18 protein-coding genes and 2 pseudogenes are annotated in these 20,640 nt (G+C 73.8%); 9 read left to right on the forward strand and 11 right to left on the reverse strand.

The window, feature by feature from the left end; genetic code table 11:
* Nucleotides 1-15 precede the first annotated feature (15 nt).
* The 4 genes from CG736_RS01790 to CG736_RS01805 form a co-directional block, all read right to left on the reverse strand.
* On the reverse strand, nt 16-681 hold the full coding sequence (locus CG736_RS01790; RefSeq protein WP_100584347.1) for a hypothetical protein: 666 nt from the start codon (nt 679-681) through the stop codon (nt 16-18).
* A gap of 128 nt (nt 682-809) precedes the next feature.
* Nucleotides 810-1,361 carry a chloramphenicol phosphotransferase CPT gene (gene cpt, locus CG736_RS01795; protein ID WP_100584348.1) on the reverse strand — a complete coding sequence of 184 codons (552 nt, stop codon included), beginning with the start codon at nt 1,359-1,361 and terminating at the stop codon, nt 810-812.
* A gap of 35 nt (nt 1,362-1,396) precedes the next feature.
* Entirely contained in the window at nt 1,397-2,269 is an 873-nt protein-coding gene (locus CG736_RS01800) for an MBL fold metallo-hydrolase (protein ID WP_100584349.1), read from the reverse strand.
* An 816-nt stretch (nt 2,270-3,085) separates the two neighbouring features.
* Nucleotides 3,086-3,622 carry a TetR-like C-terminal domain-containing protein gene (locus tag CG736_RS01805; RefSeq protein WP_100584994.1) on the reverse strand — a complete coding sequence of 179 codons (537 nt, stop codon included), beginning with the start codon at nt 3,620-3,622 and terminating at the stop codon, nt 3,086-3,088.
* A 245-nt stretch (nt 3,623-3,867) separates the two neighbouring features.
* Here CG736_RS01805 and CG736_RS01810 point away from each other — a divergent pair, with 245 nt between their 5' ends.
* A complete protein-coding gene (locus CG736_RS01810) occupies nt 3,868-4,878 on the forward strand; it encodes a zinc-binding dehydrogenase (RefSeq protein WP_100584350.1) in 1,011 nt (336 codons plus the stop codon).
* A 98-nt stretch (nt 4,879-4,976) separates the two neighbouring features.
* Here CG736_RS01810 and CG736_RS35815 read toward each other — a convergent pair whose 3' ends face one another.
* Nucleotides 4,977-5,138 carry a hypothetical protein gene (locus CG736_RS35815; protein WP_157815353.1) on the reverse strand — a complete coding sequence of 54 codons (162 nt, stop codon included), beginning with the start codon at nt 5,136-5,138 and terminating at the stop codon, nt 4,977-4,979.
* Between the two features lie 197 nt (nt 5,139-5,335).
* Between CG736_RS35815 and CG736_RS01815 the strand changes: the two genes are divergently transcribed.
* Nucleotides 5,336-5,767: a carboxymuconolactone decarboxylase family protein gene (locus CG736_RS01815; RefSeq protein WP_100584351.1), complete on the forward strand. Its 432-nt coding sequence runs from the start codon at nt 5,336-5,338 to the stop codon at nt 5,765-5,767.
* A gap of 7 nt (nt 5,768-5,774) precedes the next feature.
* Here CG736_RS01815 and CG736_RS01820 read toward each other — a convergent pair whose 3' ends face one another.
* Nucleotides 5,775-6,218, reverse strand: coding sequence for a hypothetical protein (locus tag CG736_RS01820; RefSeq protein WP_100584352.1), 444 nt, complete (start codon nt 6,216-6,218; stop codon nt 5,775-5,777).
* A 196-nt stretch (nt 6,219-6,414) separates the two neighbouring features.
* Here CG736_RS01820 and CG736_RS01825 point away from each other — a divergent pair, with 196 nt between their 5' ends.
* The 3 genes and pseudogenes from CG736_RS01825 to CG736_RS01835 all read left to right on the forward strand — a co-directional run bounded on the left by CG736_RS01825 (nt 6,415) and on the right by CG736_RS01835 (nt 8,415).
* Complete coding sequence (locus CG736_RS01825) at nt 6,415-6,708, forward strand: hypothetical protein (RefSeq protein WP_100584353.1); 294 nt, start codon at nt 6,415-6,417, stop codon at nt 6,706-6,708.
* A 140-nt stretch (nt 6,709-6,848) separates the two neighbouring features.
* Nucleotides 6,849-7,433, forward strand: a pseudogene (locus CG736_RS01830) (transposase); the annotation flags it as partial.
* Nucleotides 7,434-7,506: 73 nt separating this feature from the next.
* Nucleotides 7,507-8,415: an aminoglycoside phosphotransferase family protein gene (locus CG736_RS01835; protein WP_100584354.1), complete on the forward strand. Its 909-nt coding sequence runs from the start codon at nt 7,507-7,509 to the stop codon at nt 8,413-8,415.
* Here CG736_RS01835 and CG736_RS01840 read toward each other — a convergent pair.
* The 3 genes and pseudogenes from CG736_RS01840 to CG736_RS01850 form a co-directional block, all read right to left on the reverse strand.
* Nucleotides 8,334-9,116: pseudogene (locus CG736_RS01840) on the reverse strand (class I SAM-dependent methyltransferase); the annotation flags it as partial. The gene CG736_RS01835 and the pseudogene CG736_RS01840 sit on opposite strands and share 82 nt — an antisense overlap.
* Nucleotides 9,117-9,257: 141 nt before the next feature.
* A complete protein-coding gene (locus CG736_RS01845) occupies nt 9,258-9,833 on the reverse strand; it encodes a hypothetical protein (RefSeq protein ID WP_100584355.1) in 576 nt (191 codons plus the stop codon).
* 187 nt (nt 9,834-10,020) lie between these two features.
* Entirely contained in the window at nt 10,021-10,401 is a 381-nt protein-coding gene (locus CG736_RS01850) for a hypothetical protein (protein ID WP_100584356.1), read from the reverse strand.
* A gap of 281 nt (nt 10,402-10,682) precedes the next feature.
* Here CG736_RS01850 and CG736_RS01855 point away from each other — a divergent pair, with 281 nt between their 5' ends.
* Nucleotides 10,683-13,016, forward strand: a complete 2,334-nt coding sequence (locus CG736_RS01855) for an AAA family ATPase (protein WP_100584357.1) — start codon at nt 10,683-10,685, stop codon at nt 13,014-13,016.
* A 94-nt stretch (nt 13,017-13,110) separates the two neighbouring features.
* On the opposite strand, the gene CG736_RS01860 is transcribed toward CG736_RS01855, so the two are convergent.
* Nucleotides 13,111-14,109: a zinc metalloprotease gene (locus CG736_RS01860; RefSeq protein WP_100584358.1), complete on the reverse strand. Its 999-nt coding sequence runs from the start codon at nt 14,107-14,109 to the stop codon at nt 13,111-13,113.
* A gap of 526 nt (nt 14,110-14,635) precedes the next feature.
* Between CG736_RS01860 and CG736_RS01865 the strand changes: the two genes are divergently transcribed.
* The gene (locus CG736_RS01865) at nt 14,636-15,019 is read left to right on the forward strand and encodes a VOC family protein (protein ID WP_100584359.1); all 384 of its coding nucleotides are present in this window, start codon (nt 14,636-14,638) and stop codon (nt 15,017-15,019) included.
* A gap of 40 nt (nt 15,020-15,059) precedes the next feature.
* Here the strand turns inward: CG736_RS01865 and CG736_RS01870 are convergent, their stop codons facing one another.
* Nucleotides 15,060-15,923 (reverse strand): acyl-CoA thioester hydrolase/BAAT C-terminal domain-containing protein, encoded by an 864-nt coding sequence (locus tag CG736_RS01870; RefSeq protein WP_232733728.1) that lies wholly within the window; start codon nt 15,921-15,923, stop codon nt 15,060-15,062.
* 281 nt (nt 15,924-16,204) lie between these two features.
* Between CG736_RS01870 and CG736_RS01875 the strand changes: the two genes are divergently transcribed.
* Complete coding sequence (locus tag CG736_RS01875) at nt 16,205-18,604, forward strand: penicillin acylase family protein (RefSeq protein ID WP_100584360.1); 2,400 nt, start codon at nt 16,205-16,207, stop codon at nt 18,602-18,604.
* Between the two features lie 125 nt (nt 18,605-18,729).
* On the forward strand, nt 18,730-20,526 hold the full coding sequence (locus CG736_RS01880; protein WP_100584361.1) for an acyl-CoA dehydrogenase: 1,797 nt from the start codon (nt 18,730-18,732) through the stop codon (nt 20,524-20,526).
* Nucleotides 20,527-20,640: the final 114 nt, after the last annotated feature.

The raw sequence follows: 20,640 nt of genomic DNA on the forward strand, positions 1-20,640 counted from the left end.
ATCCGGATCCGCTGTTCACTCGTCCGAACGGTGCTTCAGGTAGTGCTCCGCGTAGGCCGACAGCTGCGGGTCCTCCAACGGCTCGTCCTGGTACCCGGCCAGGGCGATCCGGCCCTCGACCCAGTAGCGGTGGGCGAACTCCTCGAACGACGGCGCGCACCACCTGATGCCGTCGCCCTCCATGCCCTCCTCCTCCGGCTCCGCCTCGTGGTCCTCCTCCAGTTCGAACTCGAAGTCCCGCCAGGAGTGGACGACGAAGGTCTCGCCGGTCGGGCGCAGGTAGAGGTACCACATCACGCAGTCCTGCTGGTCGCGGAAGAACCGCACCAGATACGCACCGGGCTCGACCGGGCTCGGGATCGGCACCGAGAAGTTCTGCCAGCAGCCGGTCGGCGACACCGTGTCGAGCGACAGGGCCAGCCGCTCGTCACGGTGGTACGTCAGGAAGTCGGCGGGCAGGGTGAGACCGACCCGGGCCACCGCCGCCCCGAGTATCTCGACCTCGTCCACCACGCTCGACGGCCGTCCGCTCGGCCCGCCCAACCAGTCGAAGGAACCGGTGAACCGGGCCGGGTCGAGCGGCGGCACGCTGTCGTACGGGTACCACTCGTAGGTGCCGGCGCACTCCCGGTACTCGCCGAGATCGGTGTTGCACCACTCGGCCGGGAATCGGACGGTCATCGCATACCTCGCTGAACAGTGGACGCTTCGGGCCACTGAACGCTAGTGACGACCACCGACACTCGCCGGTGCGGACGGGGTCCCAGCCGGCCCGCCGAACCGCGGTCACCACACGAACGGGTGAACCTTCACCCGCCCGGCCGGGTCTGCGGCGCCAGTGGCTCCAGCCGTTCCACGATCGCCCGGGCGCAGTCGTCCGACGGCGTGCGGGTGGTGTCCACCTCCAGGTCGTAGTGGACGCCGCGGTGCACCCGCAGGGCCTGGTCGGCGGCCATGCCCGGGGTGCGGTCGGGCCGGGCGCGTTCGCGGGCGGTCGCGGCGGCCGGGTCGCAGCGGACCCCGACCCAGCGCACCTCCAGGCCCGACAGCGCCTCGCGCCACCGCTGTTGGGACTCCGGCCCGGAGAGGAACACGTCGTCGACGATGACCGGCGCGCCCGCCCGGGCGGTGGCGGCGACGCCCGCCATCCAGGCGGCCTCCAACCGGCGGAAGGTGTCGCCGACGGTGACGGCGCCGTCCCCGCCGAGGTCGATCCCGGCGTCCTCCGCCAGCAGCGCGGAGGGCATCGCCCCGATCAGCCCGTCGATGCCGAACGTCAGCCAGGGCTCCGGCAGCCGGTCCTGCAGCGAGCGCGCGAGGCTGCTCTTCCCGCTGCTGGAACCGCCGTTGAGCACGATCACCCGAACGGCCGTCGGGCCACCCCCCACCGCTCGGCTCACCACTGGTGCGCGGCGATGTTCACCGGGCCGGGGGCCAGCCGGGCGGCGTTCGCGACCAGTGCGGCCAGCTGCTCGGCCAGCTGTCCGGGCGTCAACTGCTTGCGGTCGCCGTGCCCCGGGAGCATCCACTCGAAGTGCAGCAGGGGCGCGACGCGGGCCAGCGAGGCGGCCTGCTCCTCGATCGAGTACCAGGTGACGTGTTCGGCGACGGCCAACGCGCCGGCGGTGCGCGACCAGTAGATGCTGTCGCCGCTGAAGCAGTACCGCCGGTCGGCGAGGTACAGCACGCTGCCCTCGGTGTGGCCCGGCACCGGGAGGGCGGTCACACCGTCGGCGATCTCGACCGGTTCGGTGCCGCGCAGCACCCGGTCGGCGTCCGGCGCGGAGTCCAGGTCGCCTTCGTGGATCCAGAGTCGGGCTCCGAACCGGTCCGCGTAGCTGCGCCCGTGCGCGGCGTGGTCCCGATGGGTCAGCAGGACGTCCGTCACCCGCCCGACCGCCTCGTAGCGGGCGGCGAGCGACTCCGACCAGCGCGGCGTGTCGACCATCATCACGGTGCCGTCCGGCCGCCGCAGCAGGTAGGAGTTGGCGCCGAACGTCTGCCGCGAATTGTGGCCGCAGAGCAGGACGTTGTCGTCGATCGCCAGCGGGAACGGGTCGGCCGCCGCGTCCAGCGGCCCCGAGTGCCGGCGGATCGAACGGGTGTGGCAGGCGAACGCGGCGGCGTTCAACTGCGCCTCCTCGGCGGTGTCGCGCGGCTGGCGCACCACCTCCGAGCCCCGGCCCACCTGCACGATCAGGTCGGGCGCGAGCTGCCGCGCCACGTCGCACCCGGTGCATCGATCGTCCACATACCAGTCTTCACCCACGGCGGTACCCCCACATGTGCTGATGAGTCGTCAACGAGCCGCAGCGGCCCGGCGCTTCAAGCCTCACCCGGACGGCGCAGAAATGGGAAGGGTCCACAGATCTTGCACTTCGACCGCCGAGGCTCTCTACAGCCGGAACGGGGCGGGTCCGTGCCGAGGACGTCACTGGAGGAAGGGCCCGCCCGGCAGCGCCGGAGCACCGTGCACCGGCAGAGCGCCCCATCAGCCGGGCCGGCCGGGACCTCTGCGACCCGCGGACGACCGTCGCCGCACCGCCTCCCCGCCCGCACGAGGCGCCGGTGCCGGTGGCGTGCGGCACCACGGCGGGCGCCCCCTCGCGCGCGCCGAGCGCCGCCACCGCCCGGCCGAGCATCGGCTCGACGAAGTCCGCGGACCGGTGGGCCGGCCTGCGGCCCGCACCCGGATCGACGCGGTGGACCGGCACTTCGCACGGCCGGGCGTCCGCCGCCCGGGCGGCGGGGCGTTCCCGGCCGCAGGTCCGGCGGGCGGTCCGGTGCCGCGCCTCGGGCGGCATCCGTCCGCACTCGGCCTCGAACTCGGCGGCGCTGCACCGAAGATCGGCCAGGAGCTCGGCCGCACTTCGCCCCGCGCCCGCCTCGATCCGCTCGTCCCGGGCGGCCGGGCTCGGGCACTCGGACGCCTCCGCTCCGGTCCGGGCCCAGCCCGGCAGCCGTCGTCGGCGTTGCGGGCCGGGTGGGTCAGCACCTGCCCCGCGCGACCGGCCCGGCAGCAGCGGCGGCGCGCGGACGTCGGCATCGGTGCGCCGGGAAGCGCGCCCGGCCGCCGCGGCGCGGCTCAGCGCGGGGCCAGGCCGTCCACCACCAGGTCGACCAGGGATGTCAGAAAGGCCGGGGTGACGGGCTCCCCGAGCAGCAGGTGGCGGGCGAACAGGGGGCTCATCAGCGCCTCGACCGCCGCCCGGGGGTCGACGTCCGGGCGGATCTCGCCGCGTTCGGCGGCCCGGCGCAGCAGGGTCTCGGCGCGTTCCAGCCGCTCGGCCCAGTAGGCGTCGCGGCCGCTGCGGGTCTCGGCGGTGGCCGGAGCGATGCTCAGGTGGAGCAGTGCGGGCCCTTCCGGGGTGGCGAGGAACGCGCCGAGGGCGGTGAGGAGTTGACGCAGGTCCTCGCGCAGGCTGCCGGTGTCGGGCAGCGGCAGGGCGTGGTCGGTGTAGTCGGCGAGCGCCTCGCGAAGCAGCTGCTCGCGGGTGCCCCAGTTCCGGTAGACGGACGTCTCGTGCACGCCGGCCGCCGCCGCGACGGCCGAGACGCTGGCGGCGTCGAGCCCGCCCTCGGCGAGCAGTCGCACGGTGGCGTCGAGCACGGCCCGCCGCATCGCGGCGCCGCGCCGGCGCAGCGGGGTCGCGGCCCTGCCCTCGGGCAACGCGTCGTCGACCGGCTGCTTCGTGGACCCCGTCCGCTTCTCCTTCGACACGCCCGAAGCCTAACGCAGGCCATCTTGCATTGCCGCGTATCGCGTCGTAGCCTCGTTAATGCAAGTCGCCTTGCGATACTTCCTCGGCAGGGCGCTGCGGCAACGAGGCCGCCGACACGTCCGCCGTCGGCCGGAGAGGATCGACCATGGCCCGGATGCGTGCCGTCCGCCTGCACCTGCCCACCCGCAAGCTGAGCGTCGAGGAGGTGGAGCGCCCCGTCCCCGGCCCCGGCCAGGTGCTGATCAAGGTGGAGGCGGCCGGTGTCTGCCTGTCCGACGTCCACCTGATCGACGGCTCGCTGACCCCGCTGTACCTCCCCGGCGAGAGCGTCACGCTCGGGCACGAAGTCGCAGGAACCGTCGCCGAGTTGGGCGAGGACGCGGGCGCCTGGCAGGTCGGCGACCGGGTCGTGCTGCAGGCCGGCGAGAAGCGCGACGGCATCACCTGGACGCGCGGAGTCGACTACGACGGCGGCTGGGCCGAGTACGCGCTCGCCCGCAAGGACACGCTGATCCGGCTGCCCGAGTCGATCCCGTTCGAGCAGGGCTCGATCATTCCCGACGCGGTCTCCACCCCGTGGGGCGCCATCACCACGACCGGCCAGGTGCGGCCCGCCGAGCCGGTCGGCGTGTGGGGCGTCGGCGGCCTCGGCGCGCACGGCGTGCAGCTGCTGCGGGCGATCGGCGCGAACCCGGTCATCGCCGTGGACCCCTCCCCCGCCGCCCGCGAGCGCGCCCTCGCCTTCGGCGCGGACCTGGTCCTGGACTCGGCCGACCCGGAGCTCGCCGCCAGGATCGGCGCCGCGACCGCCGGGGCCGGCCTGGCCGCCGCCTTCGACTTCGCCGGTGTCCCGGCCGTCCGCGAGCAGGCGATGACCGTCCTCGGCGCGCACGGGCGACTGGTGCTCGTCGGCCTGACCGACCAGCCGCTGACGGTCGCCGACAGCGTCCGCTTCTCCTACCTGCAGCAGCAGATCCTCGGCCACTACGGCTCGGAGGAGAGCGCCGTCCCCCAGCTGATCTCCCTCGCCGCCGGCGGCCGACTGGACTTCTCCCGCTCGGTCAGCGAGGTCCTCCCGCTGGAGCGGGCCGCGGAGGCCGTCGAGCGTCTGCACACCAAGCAGGGCAACCCGATCCGCCTGATCCTCAAGCCCTGACGCCCCGCCGGTGCGTTCCGCGCCGCCACGACACCACCGCAGCCCCGCCCGATCAGGTAGCCGATCGGGCGGGGCTGCGGTGGTGTCGTGCGGGCGGATCAGGCCAGGTCGGACCCGGACTTCCGGGCGAGGCGGAACTCCGCCGCGGCCTCGGCCGCCTGACGCCGCCCCTCCCGGTGGGCCGGCGCCCGGGCCGGCCGGTCGTTCAGGTCAGGGCCGAACGCGTGCAGCGACGCCGGGTCGGGCTCGACGGTCAGCACCGTGTGCGCCGCGGCGATCGCCGGCTGCTGCTGGAGCAGCTCGCGCGGGAACAGGTGCGCCTGCGGACCGACCGCGCGCCGGACCGCTTCTGCGAACTGCTCCGGCGCTGAAGCCTCTGGGCCGTTGCGTTCGAGCGCACTCCAACTCCTACGGTTTCCCCGTTCCCCGCAGCGACGGACGACCGGAGACCGTACCCATGACCACCGCCACCACCGCACCGCCCGAGGCCACCACCCGCCGGCAGCGTTTCGAGCACGGCCTCGACGTCCTCGGCCGGATCGACGGCGAGGCGGGCCAGAACGTGCTCGCCGCGCTGTCCGACGTCTCGCCGGAGCTCGCCCACCAGGTCACCGCCTGGGGCTTCGGCGAGATCTACGCCCGCCCCGAACTCGCGCCGCGCGACCGCCAGTTGGTCACCCTCGGGATGCTCACCGCGCTCGGCGGCTGCGAGCCGCAACTCCGGGTGCACGTCAACGCGGCCCTCAACGTCGGCCTGACCCCGCAGCAGATCGTCGAGGCCCTCCTGCACTCCGCCGTGTACTGCGGCTTCCCGCGCGCCCTGAACGCCACCTTCGCCGCCAAGCAGGTCTTCGCCGAACGCGGCCTGCTGCCCGTCGTCTCCGCGTGAGGGCGACTCAGGAGCCCGCCGGCCGGGCGTCGTCGTCAAGAAAGTGGAACCCGGTCTCCGGACCGCCGGTGAACGCCAGCGCCTCGCGGCCGACGCCCAGCGCGCGCAGCAGGACCTCCAACGCAGCGTCGGGGTCCTCGTGGGAGCGGTGCAGCCACACCCAGGTCTCGTGCTGGCCGTAGGTCATCAGGCTGAGCGCGAACCGGAGACCTTCGATCCGGAACACCGCGGCGTCGACCTCGCCCGGGTCCTCCCAGCTGCGCTCCACGGTCAGCCGCAGCCGGGCCGCCAGCGCCTCCAGCGGCGGTTTCAACCCGGCCACCATCCGGTACAGGCTCCCAGACGCCTCCCACAGACTGATCTGGTGGACCGGATTCCGCCCGGTGCCGTACCCGGGGATGGTCGCCGGCTGCCAGTCCGGCTCCGGGCCCGGCACCACGATCTCCGCCATGCGTCCACTCCCCCGTTCCGACCGGCTCGTCCGGCATCCGCAGCCTAGCCGGGCGCCGTTCCCCGGCTTCCCGGTCCACCCGTCCATCCGCATGCGTGCGCCCGCTCGGCGCACGGGAATTGCGGGTGCTCCGGCGGGCGGCGAGGTTGGGCCCGGGGCGTTCCGGCCCCGATCATCCCGTCTCCAAGGAGTCCTCGTGCGACGCCTCGCAACCGTGCTCGGCACCCTCGCCACCGCGGCCACCATGGCCCTCGCCCTCCCCGATGCCGCCTCCGCGGCCACCGGGACGCTCTTCATCGCCCCCAACCAGACCATCGAGAATCCGAGCGGCTGCTACAACGCGCAGATCTTCCCGCTCATCGTGCGCAACGAGACCAATGAGTACGCCCTCGTGTACGACGGCTCGAACTGCACCGGCCAGGTGATCGCGGTCGTTCCTCCCGGCGGCAGCACGACCCAGGAGTTCGGCCAGAGCGTGTACATCGCCTGACGACCGACCCTCCCGGTCGGGACCTGCTCGCGCGGCAGCACAGTCGGCCCGCCCCGGAAGGTGTTGGGTAGTTGATCAACTGCACGTTGTGATGCGGTGGCGGTGATCTCCGTGGCGGCTGGTCCGCGAAGATCGCCGCCATGTGTGGCTGTGCGTGCGAGCCGTCCTACGACTCGTCGTTGACGGATGCTCAGTGGGCGGTGATCGAGCCGCTGCTGCCGGAGCGGGATCCGCGCCGGGCCGGTCGTCCGCTGAAGTTCCCGCGTCGGATGGTGGTGGACACCGTGTTGTACGTACTGGTCAGCGGCTGTGCGTGGCGGCTGGTGCCGCACGACCTGGCGCCGTGGGACGTGGCCCACCGGTGGTTCCGTGCGTGGACGGCGGACGGCACATGGGACCGGGCTCACGACGTGCTGCGCGAGCGGGTCCGGGTGGCGGACGGCCGGGATCCGCGGCCCTCGGCGGCGATGCCGGATTCGTAGTCGGCCCGCAGCCACCAGGGCGGCGAGGCGATCGGCTACGACGCGTGCGAGGCCGAGAGCGGCACCTGTGGGCTGGTGCTGCGGGCGGTCGTGCACTCGGCCTCGGTGCAGGACCGGGCGGGCGCGAAGCTGGTCCTCACCGGTGTCCGGGAGCTGTTTCCGCAGGTCGGGCTGGTCTGGGTCGACGGCGGCTACGTGAACGTCGTCGATGCCGGGCTGGTCGGCCGGGCGGTCGAACGCGAAGGCCTGGCGATCACCCGTCGGTGCGACGGAATTTCGTTCGCGTCCGGGTGGGTTCGTGTTGAATGCTGGCGGAATGACGCTGCACGAGGACGAGATCCCGACCGACGAGTCCCTGGTCCGCCGCCTGCTGGCCGAACAGCGGCCGGAGTGGGCCGAGTTGTCGATCCGGCCCGCCGGGTCGGGCACCGACAACCGGATGTTCCGGCTCGGTGACGGACTGCTGGTGCGGCTGCCGCGGACGCCGGGGACGGCGGCTGCGGTACGCAAGGAGCAGGCCTGGCTGCCGCGGCTGGCACCGGAGCTGGCGTGCGGGGTGCCGGAGCCGGTGCACGAAGGCGTGCCGGGAGGCGGGTTCCCGCTCCCGTGGTCGGTGTACCGGTGGATCGAGGGCACCGAGCCCGGTCCCGACTCGGTGCCCGACTGGGGCGTCTTCGGGACGGAGCTGGCGGCGGCGGTCCGCAGCCTGCACGCCCTGCCGCTGCCGCCCGAGGACGCGCGGGAAGGCCTCCATTGGTACCGGGGCGGCGAGTTGGCGCCCTGCGACACCTGGGTCGGCGAGTATTTCGCACAGGCCCGCAGGCTCCCCGGCCTCGACCTGGATCTCGACCGTCTGCAGGCGATCTGGCACGCGGCACTCGCCCTGCCCGCCCCGTCCGGCCCCCGGGTGTGGCTGCACGGCGACCTGAAGCCGTCCAACGTGCTGGTCCAGGACGGCCGGCTGCGCGCGGTGATCGACTTCGGCGGCCTGTCGATCGGCTTCCCGGACGCCGAACACGCCCCGCTGTGGGACTTCCCGGTCGCCGCCCGCCATGCCTACCGCGCCGCCCTCGACGTCAACGAGCTGACGTGGCAACGGGCTTGCGGCTGGGCGGTGGCCGTGGCGATCGCCGGAGTGCCGTACTACTGGGAGAGCGACCCGGCCTTCGCCGCCGAGTGCGTCGCCCGCCTGCGCGCCGTCCTGGACGACCCGGCCGGGCTCTGACCCTCCACCGCCGCCGAACCTTCAGCGCTCCGGCACCACCGCGTGGGCCGGCACGGAGAGTCCGAACGGCCGCAGCGCGTCGGCCCGTTCGTTCCACAGCTCGGCGTCCACGGTGTCGCGCCGGCGCAGGGAGGCCGGCGGGCGCAGGCCGTGGGCGCGCTCAGCAGGGTGTCCATCTCCTCGACGGTGAGGAAGGTCCGCCACGGCTCGCCGCCCTCGGCGGCCGCCGCCTGCACCTGCTCGACGCAGGCCTGCCCGGCCGGGTCGCGGTGCTCGGCCCGGTCGCGGTGCCCGGCGGGCAGCAAGTGTTCGGCGATCAGCTCGGTGCCGGACGCGAACTCGCTGACAGTGGAAAGCACTTGGCCGGTCGCCTCGACGCTCAGGTACATGGTGACGCCCAGCCGGCCGACCACGGCCGGCCGCGCCGGGTCGAACCCGGCGGCCGCCGGAGCGGCGGTCGGTGCGCCCGCCCCGCCCTGTTCGAGATCGAGCGGAACGAAGGACACCGTGGGCGGGACGGTGATCCCGGCGGCAGCCGGGCGGGCCTGCCCCCACTCCTGGGTGTGCGGATGGTCCACCTCGAACACCCTTGCGCTGCGCGCGAGTTCGCTGCGGCAGGCGAAGGAGTCCGGGCCCGCGCCGAGTACCACGTACTGATCGATTCCGCTTCGGGCCACAGCCTCGGCGAGACGTTCCTCGGCACAGCGACTGCGGGTGACGGCGGTCGTCCGGGCGTCCGAGCGTCCGGTCGTCCGGGCGTCCGGGCGTCCGGGCGCCGGCCAGGATCGGGCGAGAGCCGGACGCGTGGTGGTGGCCGAGGAGTTCCTCGGCGCGCTCGCCGACTATCGGCGCCGTCGCCGCCGGCTCCCCGCCCGAGGGGCGTCCTCGGCCATGGCGACTCCGTGCGCCGCCTCGGCGGAGACCAGCACCAGGAAGCTGCCGAGTACGGCGAACACCGCCGGGACGCCGGTGAGGATCCGCACCTCGGCTCCCCGGCGCCGCTCGTACTCGGCCCGGTCGATGCCGGTCCGCACCAACGTCCGCCCGTTCGGGCCGAGTTCACGCTTCGTCCAGGAGTACCCGGACTCGTCCTTGTGGACCTCGGCCGCGCCCCCGCCGGTCGCCAGCCCGACGGCGAGCAGGCAGGCCGCCACCGCGTAGCAGACCCGCACGCTGCGCGGCAGCAGCCACAGGTACTTCAGCAGGCCGCAACCCCTGCGCAGCAGCGGCACCGACCAGGAACGCGCCAGTGCGGCACCGAACACCAGGACGATCGCCACCAGGGTCGAGCCCCATAACCACGCCGGCGCCGCCCACCGCAACGGCGGCGCGGTGGCCGCGAGGCAGAGCAGTTCGACGGCGCACAGCACCCACGCCACCACGAAGTGCACCCGGTGACCGCCCTGCAGAACCCGCACGCCCCACCCCGTTCACCCGACACCCCGAATGCCCGCGCAGCCTATCCCCGGCCGCACCCTGCGGGGCACCCTTGTGCTTCCGGGCCGCCCCTCGGGGAGAGACCCTGCGGGGCCGAGCACGGCCCGCAGGGTCCCGGACGCACCGGGGCGGACGTCGGCACCTCGCCGACAGGCAACTATGCCCGGATCAGGGGCACTTGGGGATCCAGTTGTTGTGGAACGCGGCAGCACCGTCGACATAGGGGGCGAAGACCCAGCCTCCGACCTGCTGGTAGGGGGCGCCGCCGTAGATCTCCTGGAAGGCGTGGTACCACACGTTGCCGAAGTTGCCGACACTGCCGCCGGCGGTCCAGCAGTTCACCGCGACCGAGTCGCCGGGGTGCAGGTCGGGCACCCCGACCTTGGCGGAGCCCGCGTTGGGCGCCGAGTAGACACCGGCGCTGTAGGTGTTGCCGAGAGCGATCACAGTGCTGGCCGAGGCCTGCGCGCCGCCGGTCCCGACGGCGGCCGTGGTCGCCGCGACGAGAGCGACGGTGGACACGGCCGCACGCCTGAGCATCTTGCCCATGACTGATCCCCCTTGAGTTGCATGTGATTGATGCGCTCATAACAACAGGGCCGGAAAGGGGGCTGCCATCCGGTTTTCGGACAACGTCGGCGCTCCGGGCCGCGCCGGTGGGGGCTCGCCGACGTCGGCCACCGCCGGGCAACGAAGTGACGAGCCCCCGGAGGGTTCGGGAACAGCACGGCCGAGGGCTGCCCCGCAGCGAGCCGGCCCGGTGGACGCCCCGCTCGGGGAATTTCCGGCAAATACCTGCGAAGCGCCGCCCCGCGCTCCATGATCGGGCCATGGACGACACCGCGGCCGCGGCGGAACAGCACTGGGGAACGACCATGGAGCAGCAGGCCGGGACGGGCGCCGTCGTCGAGACGGTGGACGGCATCGTCGAGCGGATCCTGTTCGTCGGGAGCAACGGCTTCACCGCTCTGCGGCTGGGCCTGGAGAGCGGTGAGAGCCTGACCGCGAAGGGCGAGGTCCTGGTCGGCGTCCAGCCCGGCGAGACGCTGGAGCTGACCGGCACCCGCGCCCAACACCCGGTCTACGGGCCGGAGTTCCACACCACTGGATGCCGCTACGTCGAGCCCGCGACCGTCCACGCGATCCGCAAGTACCTCGCCTCGGGCCTGGTCCGCGGCATCGGCCCGAAACTCGCCGACGCCATCGTCGACCAGTTCGAGCTCGACACCCTGCAGATCATCGACACCACCCCGGCCCGGCTGCGGGAGGTCCACCTGATCGGCGAGGCCCGGTACGCCGGAATCGTCGCAGCCTGGCAGGTCCACCAGGAGATCCGCCAGCTGATGGTCCTCCTGCAGGGCGCCGGCGTCTCCCCCACCCACGCACCCCGCATCGCCCACCACTTCCGGGTGGAGAAGGGCGAGGCCCGCGACGTCGCCGACGTCCTGGACATCGTCCAGGACACCCCCTACCGGCTCACCGAGGTCTTCCGGATCGGCTTCGCGACGGCGGACAAGCTCGCCCTGTCACTGGGCTGGCCCGAGCGCAGCCCCGAGCGGCTGCAGGCCGCCCTCGTCCACACCCTCGACGAGGCCTCCGTCCGCGAAGGCCAGACCTTCCTGTGGGACGCCGAGCTGTTCCGCAGGACGTGCGCGAACCTCCGCGACGACGAACTGGCCCCGCTGCTGCCCGACCAGCTCGACCGGCTCACCGCCGACCGCCGCGTCGTCGTCCAGGACCTCCCCCACCGCGGCCGCCTGCGCCCGGCGGTGTTCCCGCCGCGCCTGCACGCCGCCGAGGTCTCCGCCGCGACCCGGATCGCCCGCCTGCGCACCGCCCCCACCCGCCTGGCGGCCCGGCACCCCTGGCACCAGGGCCCGCTGCCGCTGGTGGACAGCAGCGTCCGGCTGACGCAGCGCCAGGAGGACGCCGTCCTGATGGCCGTCACCGAGCCGGTGTCGGTGCTCACCGGAGGGCCGGGCTGCGGGAAGTCGTTCACCGTCAGCGCGATCCTCGACCTCGTCGAAGCCGTCGGCGGCCGGGTCGCACTGGCCGCGCCCACCGGCCGCGCCGCCAAGCGCCTGTCCGAGCTCACCGGCCGCCCGGCCACCACCGTCCACCGCATGATCGGCAGACCCAGGGACGACGACGCCGGCCCGCTGAGCCTGTTCGACGCCCACGACGCCCTCGACGGCGCCGACCTGGTCGTCATCGACGAAGCGTCCATGCTCGAACTCCCGCTGCTGGAGCGCCTGCTGTCCAAACTCCCGACCGGCGTGCACCTGCTGCTGGTCGGAGACGTCCACCAACTCCCCAGCGTCGGCCCCGGCCAGGTGCTGCGCGACCTGCTGTCCGTCGAGGCCATTCCCCGCACCGAACTCGACACGATCTTCCGCCAGGCGGGCGCCAGCACCATCCCGCCCAACGCCCACCGCATCCGCCATGGTCAAGTGACGGTCAACGGTGGCGAGTTCTGGTTCCTGCCCACCCCGGACCACGCCCTCGCCGACACCGTGGTCGACCTCGTCACCCGCCGGCTCCCGACGACCTACCGCGTCCGCCCCGAGGAGGTCCAGGTCCTGGCCCCCTCCACCAAAGGCCCGGCCGGCACCCGCGACCTCGCCCTGGCGATCCAGAACGTCGTCAACCCGCACAAGGACGGCTCACCCCAGCACTTCGCCGACGGCCGGCCGTTCCGCCTCCGCGATCGCGTCATCGCCATCCGCAACGACGTCCGCAAGGGCGTCCTCAACGGCACCACCGGCACCGTCACCGCCGTCGACGACAAGGAACGCCGCCTCCACGTCCTCACGGACGACGGCTCCACCGCGCTGTACGGCTTCGAGGAACTCGACGAGCTCCTCCACGCCTACGCCGTCACCGTCCACCGCTCGCAGGGCAGCGAGTACCCCGTCGTCGTCGTCCCCCTCACCAGGAACTCCTCCTACCTCCTGCTGCGCCGCAACCTCCTCTACACCGCCGTCACCCGCGCCCGCCGCATCGTCGTCCTGCTCGGCGACCCCGCAGCCCTCGCCGACGCGATCGGCCGAGCCGCCGACCCCCGCAACTCCTCCCTCGCCCCGCGCCTGCACGAACTCCTCACCGGCACCGCCCTGTTGCCCCGCCCCACCCGCGGCCCCGACGGCCAGGCCACCCTCTGCTGAACCCGGACCACCACCGGCGGGTGGCGGCGTGGTCGCCGCGCACCCGCCGGCGTGAGGGCGGTGGCCGTCGGGGCCCGCCGGAGCGGATGGGTCGTCAGGCGCGGTAGGCGGCCCAGGAGGTGGCCATGCGGGCGACCTGGCCGGCGGTGAACTGGGTCATGCAGGAGTCGTAGGTGTAGTCCATGAAGTTGTGGATCGGGTCGACGCCGGCGGTGGTGCAGGTGTCGCGGCCGGTCGGGCACTGGTAGGCGGCGGTCTTCTCGGCCGGGGTGTCGGCGACCTGGTCGCCCTGGCCGCCGCAGCCGCCCTGGAAGGTGTGGTAGAGGCCGAGCCAGTGGCCGACCTCGTGGGTGACGGTGTCGCCCTCGTTGTAGTTGGTGGCCGAGCCGCCGGGGAACGAGGTGTCGAGGATGACCACGCCGTCGTCGGTCGGGCTGGACTTGTAGCTGCTCGGGAAGGTCGCCCAGCCGAGCAGCGACTGCCCGAGGCTGGCGCTGTAGATGTTGAGGGCGTTGGCGCCGCCCTTGCGCAGCGCGTTCTTCATCGAGCTCTCGGCGGTGGAGCCCGGCGCGACGCCCGCGTACCAGGACGCGTTGTCGGTGTAGTCGGTCGAGACCAGCTGGAACTGGAACTGGCTGGGGGTGTTGCCCGCGCCCTGGCCGCTGTAGGCCGCGTTGAGGACGTCGATCTGCTTGGCGATGGTGGCGGCCGTCAGCTTGCCGGTGGTCCCGGAGTGGACGACGTGCATGTACACCGGGATGGTGGTGGCGACCGTCGCGCCGGGGGCGAGCAGGGCGCCGCCATGAACAGTGCTCGCCAGCTGGGCGACGCGGGCCTTGAGGTCCGCCTCCATCGTCCTGACCTGTGCGTCGGTCACGGCGTTGGGGTCCCGGCCGACGGAGTTGCCGGCGGGCTTCCGGGCCGCGGCGTCGTCGTGGGCCGCCTCCCCGACGCACTCGGTGGAGGCCGCGGCCTGCGCGGTGGTGACCGTGGAAGGGGCGGCGAACTGGGTGAGACCGACGCCTGCGACCAGTGCCGCGGCGCTGAGCAGCCTGCCGACGGCACGCGAGGGGATGCGAACGGAACGACGCATCTGCGCTCCTGGGGAGTTGTGGGGGACGGCGGTCGAGGGAACCGCCGGGTCAAGGCTACGCAAAGGGTCATGTCCGCGTCAGGCGTGTTCCGGCCTGGAGATTCTGACGACGAATCGGACAGAATCCGAAAGTTTGAGCGGCTCGACCCCGCTGCACATGGAGGATTTCCCGTCGCACACACAGCAACGGCGACGGCCCCCGGCTGTCCGAAAACGGACGGCCCGTTCCCCCCTCGGGACGCTCTCCCTCGGGACGCCCGCGCGAGGCACCCCGCGCGAGGCACCCCGCCCGGGGTCGAGGCCGATCAACGCGGCGACTTCACCGCCGACGGCCGCCGCGTCCTCCACGGGCAGGGGCGGACGGAGCATGTCCTGGTCGCGGAGTTCACCCCTCCGCCGTCCGCACGGCCGCACGTCCGCACGGCCGCACGACCGCACGACCGCACGGCCGCACGGCCGCACGGCCGCCGAGAGCGTGGTTCGGGTAGCGGCAGCCCGTTGCGGGACAGTCCGTAGGCTTCCCCGTATGGCCTGCCGCATCAGCGAGTTGATCCTGGACTGCGCCGACCCCGAGCTGCTCGCCGGGTTCTGGTGCGAGGCCCTCGGCTACGTCGAGCTGGGCCGCGAGCCCGACGGCGGGATCGAGATCGGGCCGCCCGGCGCCGGGTTCGGCGGCCCGCAGCCCACCCTGGTGCTCAGCCCCGCCACGGACCCCCGGCCGGCCGGGCTCCCGCTGCACCTCGACGTCAGCCCGACCGACCGCGGCCAGGACGCCGAGCTCGCCCGGCTGCTGGCTCTCGGCGCGCGGCCCGCCGATATCGGGCAGACCGGCGAGGAGCGTCGGCACGTCCTCGCCGATCCCGAGGGCAACGTCTTCTGCCTGCTGCGCACGCGCGTCCCGGCGGCCTGACCGCACCGCCCCGCCGTCCGGGCCCCAGCCCCCGCACGGGTCACTCGGCGTCGCGCACCTGGCGTCCCGTCAGGACGTCCACGACGTGCGGCCACGCCGTCGCGCCGAGCAGTGCGTCGCCCGCCGGGGTGCCGCCGTAGGCGAAGACGGTGGACGCGGGGGCCGGGCTCTCGCCGGGGAAGCGCGGGCGGTGGCCGGCGTCCGGGCGTTCGATCACCCGGGCGCCGAGGCCGGCGCGGTGGCGGCGGGCGGCGAGTCGGTGCGCGAAGGGCGCCGAGGGCCACATCGCGTCGTCGGCGCCCGCGATCAGCAGCAGATCGGCGCGGGTGCGCTCGATCGGGATGGTCGCCGCCGGGACCGCGTCCGCGAACGTCCGTTCGCTCTGCTCGTACCAGCCGCGGATGGCCACGGGCTCGCCCTCGGGCTCCCTCTGCGTCCAGGTCTCGTCCATCGGCACGAACGGCAGTGGCCGGCCCCGCCACGTCCAGCAGGAGCGGAGCGGGCGGTCGGTGCCGTCCAGGCCGGGGCCGACGTTGCTCCAGACCAGCGAGGTGGGCGACTGGGCCACCACCGCGTCCACCCGGGGGTCGTGGACGGCCGTCAGCATCGCGGCCTCGGCGCCCTTCGACGTCCCGAGCACGCCTATGCGCTCCGCCCCGGCCTGCCGCAGCAGGTCCACGCCCGCCGTGAACGTCTCCAGCGGCACCTCGCAGACGCCGGGCGCCTGCCCGGGGCCGCCGAACCACCGGATCGCCAGCGCCGTCACCCCGGCCCGGGCCAGCAGGCGCGCCCGCTCCCGCTCCACCCGCCCGCTCGATCCGGCCAGCACCAGCACTCCGGCCCGGCTCCCGCCCTCCGGCGTGCACAGCACGGCCTCCCAGGGCTCCGTCAACTCTCGTTCCACCAGCGCTCCTTCAGTGATCATCAGGTGCGGGCGCACCGCTCCCGGGCGCACTCCGGGCCGGGCCGGCACGGCAGCGACACCCACCCGGCGGAGCCCGCCCGGCCCTCGCCGCACGACTGCCCGGTCCTCGCCGCACGACCGGCCGGTCACCCACCGTTCGGAATCGAACGCTACCCCGGAGAAACCCCTACTCCGGACGTACCCGGGTGGGTCCGGAGAGCGAGAGCCGCCTCCTCCCGTGGAGCGATGACGACAAACGGCCGGTGCGGCAGCGTGGATCCATGACGGAGAACACGAAACTGACCACTCGTCAGTCTCGCGCGGGAGTACGCCGGTTGGCGTCCGGTGCGCTCGCCCTCGGGCTCGCCGCCGGGCTGTTGACGGCACTCGCGCCCGCCTCGGCGCAGGCCGCCGACACCGACCTCGGGGCCGACCGGGGCGGCTGGACCGCCAAGGTCCGCCGGACCGAGTACGGCGTCCCGCACGTGCTCGCGCGGGACTTCGGCGGCCTCGGGTACGGCTACGGGTACGCCTTCGCCCAGGACAACCTCTGCGAACTCGCCGACCAGGTGGTCACGATGCGCGGCGAGCGCTCGCGCTGGTTCGGCCCGGACGGCGAGTCCTCGGACCGGATCGCCAACCCGGACAGCGACGCCTACCAGCTGGCCCTGCTGCGCTCCGGGACGGTGCGGCGGCTGCTGGCCGAACCCGCGCCGCTCGGTCCGACCGGCGAGGTGCGGCAGCTGGTCGACGGGTACGTCGCGGGGTACAACCGCTACCTGCACGACACCGGAGTCAACCGCCTCCCGGACCCGTCCTGCCGGGGCAAGGGCTGGGTCGGGCCGATCACCGCCGACGACCTCTGGAACATCCTCTACGACGTCAACACCCTTGCGGGCACCGCCAAGAGCCTGGTCGCCAACGCCGTCCCGGGCGCCGGAGCGACCGCCCTCGCCGCGGCGCCGGCCCCGGTGCGCCGCGCGACCGACACCCCCGACCTCGGCAGCAACGGCTGGGCGATCGGACGGGACGCCACCCGCAACGGAAACGGCCTGCTGCTGGCCAACCCGCACCTCCCGTGGGTCGGCTCGCAGCGGTTCTACCAGGCCCAGTTGACCATCCCCGGTGTCCTGGACGTGGCCGGCGCGGGCCTCTACGGCATCCCGTTCCTGCAGATCGGCCACACCGACGGCCTGGCCTGGACGCACACCTCCAGCTACTCCGACCACGCGACCCTCTACCGGCTCTCGCTGGCCCCGGGCGACCCGACCTCGTACCTGGTGGACGGCAAGGTCGAACGGATGACCGCGACCACCGTCCCGGTCACCGTCCGGGCCGCCGACGGCACGCTCTCCACCATCGAGCGGACCCTCTACCGCTCCCGGCAGGGCTACGTGCTGGCCGACGGCTGGACGGGCGAGCAGGCCTACGCCCTGCGCGACGCCAACGCCGACAACCTCCGCTCCCTCAACGAGTGGGTGGCGATGGGCCGTTCGCAGAACCTCGACCAGCTGCGCCAGGCCCAGCGCACCTACCAGGGCGCGCCGTGGGTGTACACCACGGCCGTCGACACCAGCGGAACCGTCTACTTCACCGACTCCGCCGCCGTCCCGCACCTGCCCGACGCGCAGCTGACGCGCTGCCTGGTGCCCAGCCCCTGGGAGATGGGCGCGCTGGACGGGTCGACCACCGGCTGCGACCCGGGCACCGACCGGGACGCGCGGGTGCCCGGCATCTTCGGCCCGGCCAACCACCCCGCGCTGACCCGCACCGACTACGTGGCCAATTCCAACAACGGCCCCTACCTGACCAACGCCGACGCGCCGATCGCCGGCCTGCCCATCGTCTACAACGCGGCGCAGCAGCTCGCGACGCGGCCGCAGCTGGGCCTGCGGATGATCGCCGACCGCCGGGCCGGCGCCGACGGCCTCGGCGCGCCCGGCTTCACCCTCGCCTCGCTCCAGGCGACCATGTTCGGCAACCGGGTGCAGAGCGCCGAACTGGACCGCGACGACGCCGTCGCGCTGTGCCGCGCCCACCCGGCGGTCACGGCGTCCGACGGCACCCGGGTCGACGTGCGCGCCGCGTGCGACGTGCTCGCGGCCTGGGACACCCGGGCCGACGCCGCCAGCCGTGGCACCGTGCTCTGGCAGGCGTACCAGCGCGCGCTGGCGGGCACCCGCAGCCGGGCCTGGCAGACCGTCCCGTACGACCCGGCGCGGCCGTTGACCACTCCGCGCGGGATCGCCGCCGACAACGCCGACGCGCAGCGCGCGTTCGCCGACGCCGTCCTGCGCCTGGCGGCCACCGGGGTGCCGGTGAACGCGGCGATCGGCGACGTCCAGCGCTGGGCGGGCATCCCGCTGCACGGCTGCACCGGCGAGATCGGCTGCTTCAACGTGCTGACGGCCGGGCCGGATTCGGGCGCGGGCGGCGGCACCTACCCGGCGGCCGGCGCGGGCGCGCCGCACGGCTCCAGCTTCCTGATGGCCACCGAGCTGACCCGGCAGGGCCCGCGCACCCGGACGCTGCTCACCTACGGGCAGTCCGCCGACCCGACCTCGCCGCACTTCACCGACCAGACCCGCCGCTACGCCGCCGAGCAGTGGGTGACCGAGCGCTTCACCGAGGCCGAGATCGGCTCCGCCCCGGGCCTCACCGTCACCACCCTGCGCCGCTGACCCGCCGTCAACCCGTTCGAGGCCGGGCCGCCGCCGTTCTCCCCGAACGGCGGCGGTCCGGCTTAGGATCTGCGGCCTCTGGACGTCCTCCCCCGGGCGTCCTCCTCACCGGATTGGGGTGTGCCGTGGCCGGGTCGGTGCTGTCGCGTCGGGATCTGGACTTCCTGCTGTTCGAGTGGCTGGGCGCGGAGGCGTTGACCGCGCGGGAGCGGTTCGCCGAGCACGACCGGGAGACCTTCGACGCGGTGCTCGATCTCGCGGAGGAGCTCGCCGTGCGGCACTTCGCCCCGCACAACCGTCGCAACGACGTGGAGGAGCCGCGGTTCGACGGGGAGCGGGTGGTGCTGCACCCGGAGGTGGGGGCGGCGCTGGAGGCTTTCGTCGCCTCGGGGTTGATGTCGGCGGCGATGGACCACGACCTGGGCGGGCAGCAGGTGCCGACGCTGGTGGCGAACGCCTGCACGGCGTGGTTCCAGGCGGCGAACGTGGGCACGGCGGCGTACCCGTTCCTCACCGTCGCGAACGCCAACCTCCTTGCGGTGTACGGAACGTCGGAGCAGCGCGAGCGGCTGGTGCGCCCGCTCGCGGCGGGCCGGTTCTTCGGCACCATGTGCCTCTCGGAGCCGCAGGCGGGATCCTCGCTGGCGGATGTCCGGACCACGGCGGTGCCCCAACCGGGCGGCGGTTACCGGCTGTTCGGCACCAAGATGTGGATCTCCGGCGGCGACCACGAGTTGAGCGAGAACATCGTGCACCTGGTGCTGGCCCGGACGCCGGGCGCACCGGCGGGGGTGACGGGGCTGTCGCTGTTCGCGGTGCCCAAGTACCTGGTGGGGCCGGACGGTTCGCTCGGGGCGCGCAACGACGTGGTGCTCGCCGGGCTGAACCACAAGATGGGGTACCGGGGGACGGTCAACACGGTGCTGAACTTCGGCGAGGGCCGGTACCGTCCGGGCGAAGCGCCGGGCGCGGTGGGTGAGTTGGTGGGCGAGCTGCACCGCGGGCTGGCGTGCATGTTCCACATGATGAACGAGGCCCGGACGGGCGTCGGCCTCGGCGCGGCGGCGCTCGGGTACACCGGCTACCTGCACGCGCTGGACTACGCCCGGTCCCGCCCGCAGGGCCGCCCGTTGACGGGCCGTGACCCGTCCGCGCCGCAGGTGCCGATCATCGAGCACCCGGACGTCCGACGGCAGCTGCTCGCCCAGAAGGCCTACGTGGAAGGCGCGTTGGCGCTCAGCCTGTACTGCAGCCGGCTGATCGACGACCAGCGCACCGCCCCGGAGCCGGCCGAGCGGGCGGCGGCGGGACGGCTGCTGGAGGTGCTGACGCCGGTGGCGAAGAGCTGGCCGGCGCAGTGGTGCCTGGCGGCGAACGACCTGGCGATCCAGGTGCACGGCGGGTACGGCTACACCCGGGACCACCCGGTGGAGCAGTTCTACCGGGACAACCGGCTGAACGCGATCCACGAGGGCACGCACGGAATCCAGGCGCTCGACCTGCTCGGGCGGAAGGTGGTGCTGGACGGCGGCGCGGGCCTGACCGCACTGCTCGGGGCGTTCGCGGCCACCACGGCGAGGGCCGAGCGCGTCGGCGGCGAGGCGGCCCGGTTCGCGGCTGCACTGGACGCCGCCGCCGGGCGGATCCGGCACACCACCGGGGCGCTGTGGTCGGCGGGCGATCCGGACGTCGCGCTGCCGAACGCCTCGGTGTACCTGGAGGCGGTCGGGCACGTGGTGCTGGCCTGGATCTGGCTGGAGCAGTACCTCGCGCTGGGCGCCGCCGACACTCCCTTCCACCACGGCAAGCGGCAGGCCGCCCGCTACTTCTTCCGGGTCGAACTCCCCCGCACCGGGCCGCAGTTCGACCTGCTGGACGCGCTCGACCGGACGGCTGCCGACACGCCCCCGGAGTGGTTCTGACCGGTGGCCCGACGTCCTTCGGCCGGATGCCCACCCCGTCCTGACGCACGGTCACGGTGCGCGGAACGCGGCCGTCGGCCGGACGCCGGGACAGTTGAAGTCTCAAGGCCCTAT

The sequence above is a fragment of the Kitasatospora sp. CB02891 genome (assembly GCF_002803145.1).
Lineage (GTDB): Bacteria > Actinomycetota > Actinomycetes > Streptomycetales > Streptomycetaceae > Kitasatospora > Kitasatospora griseola.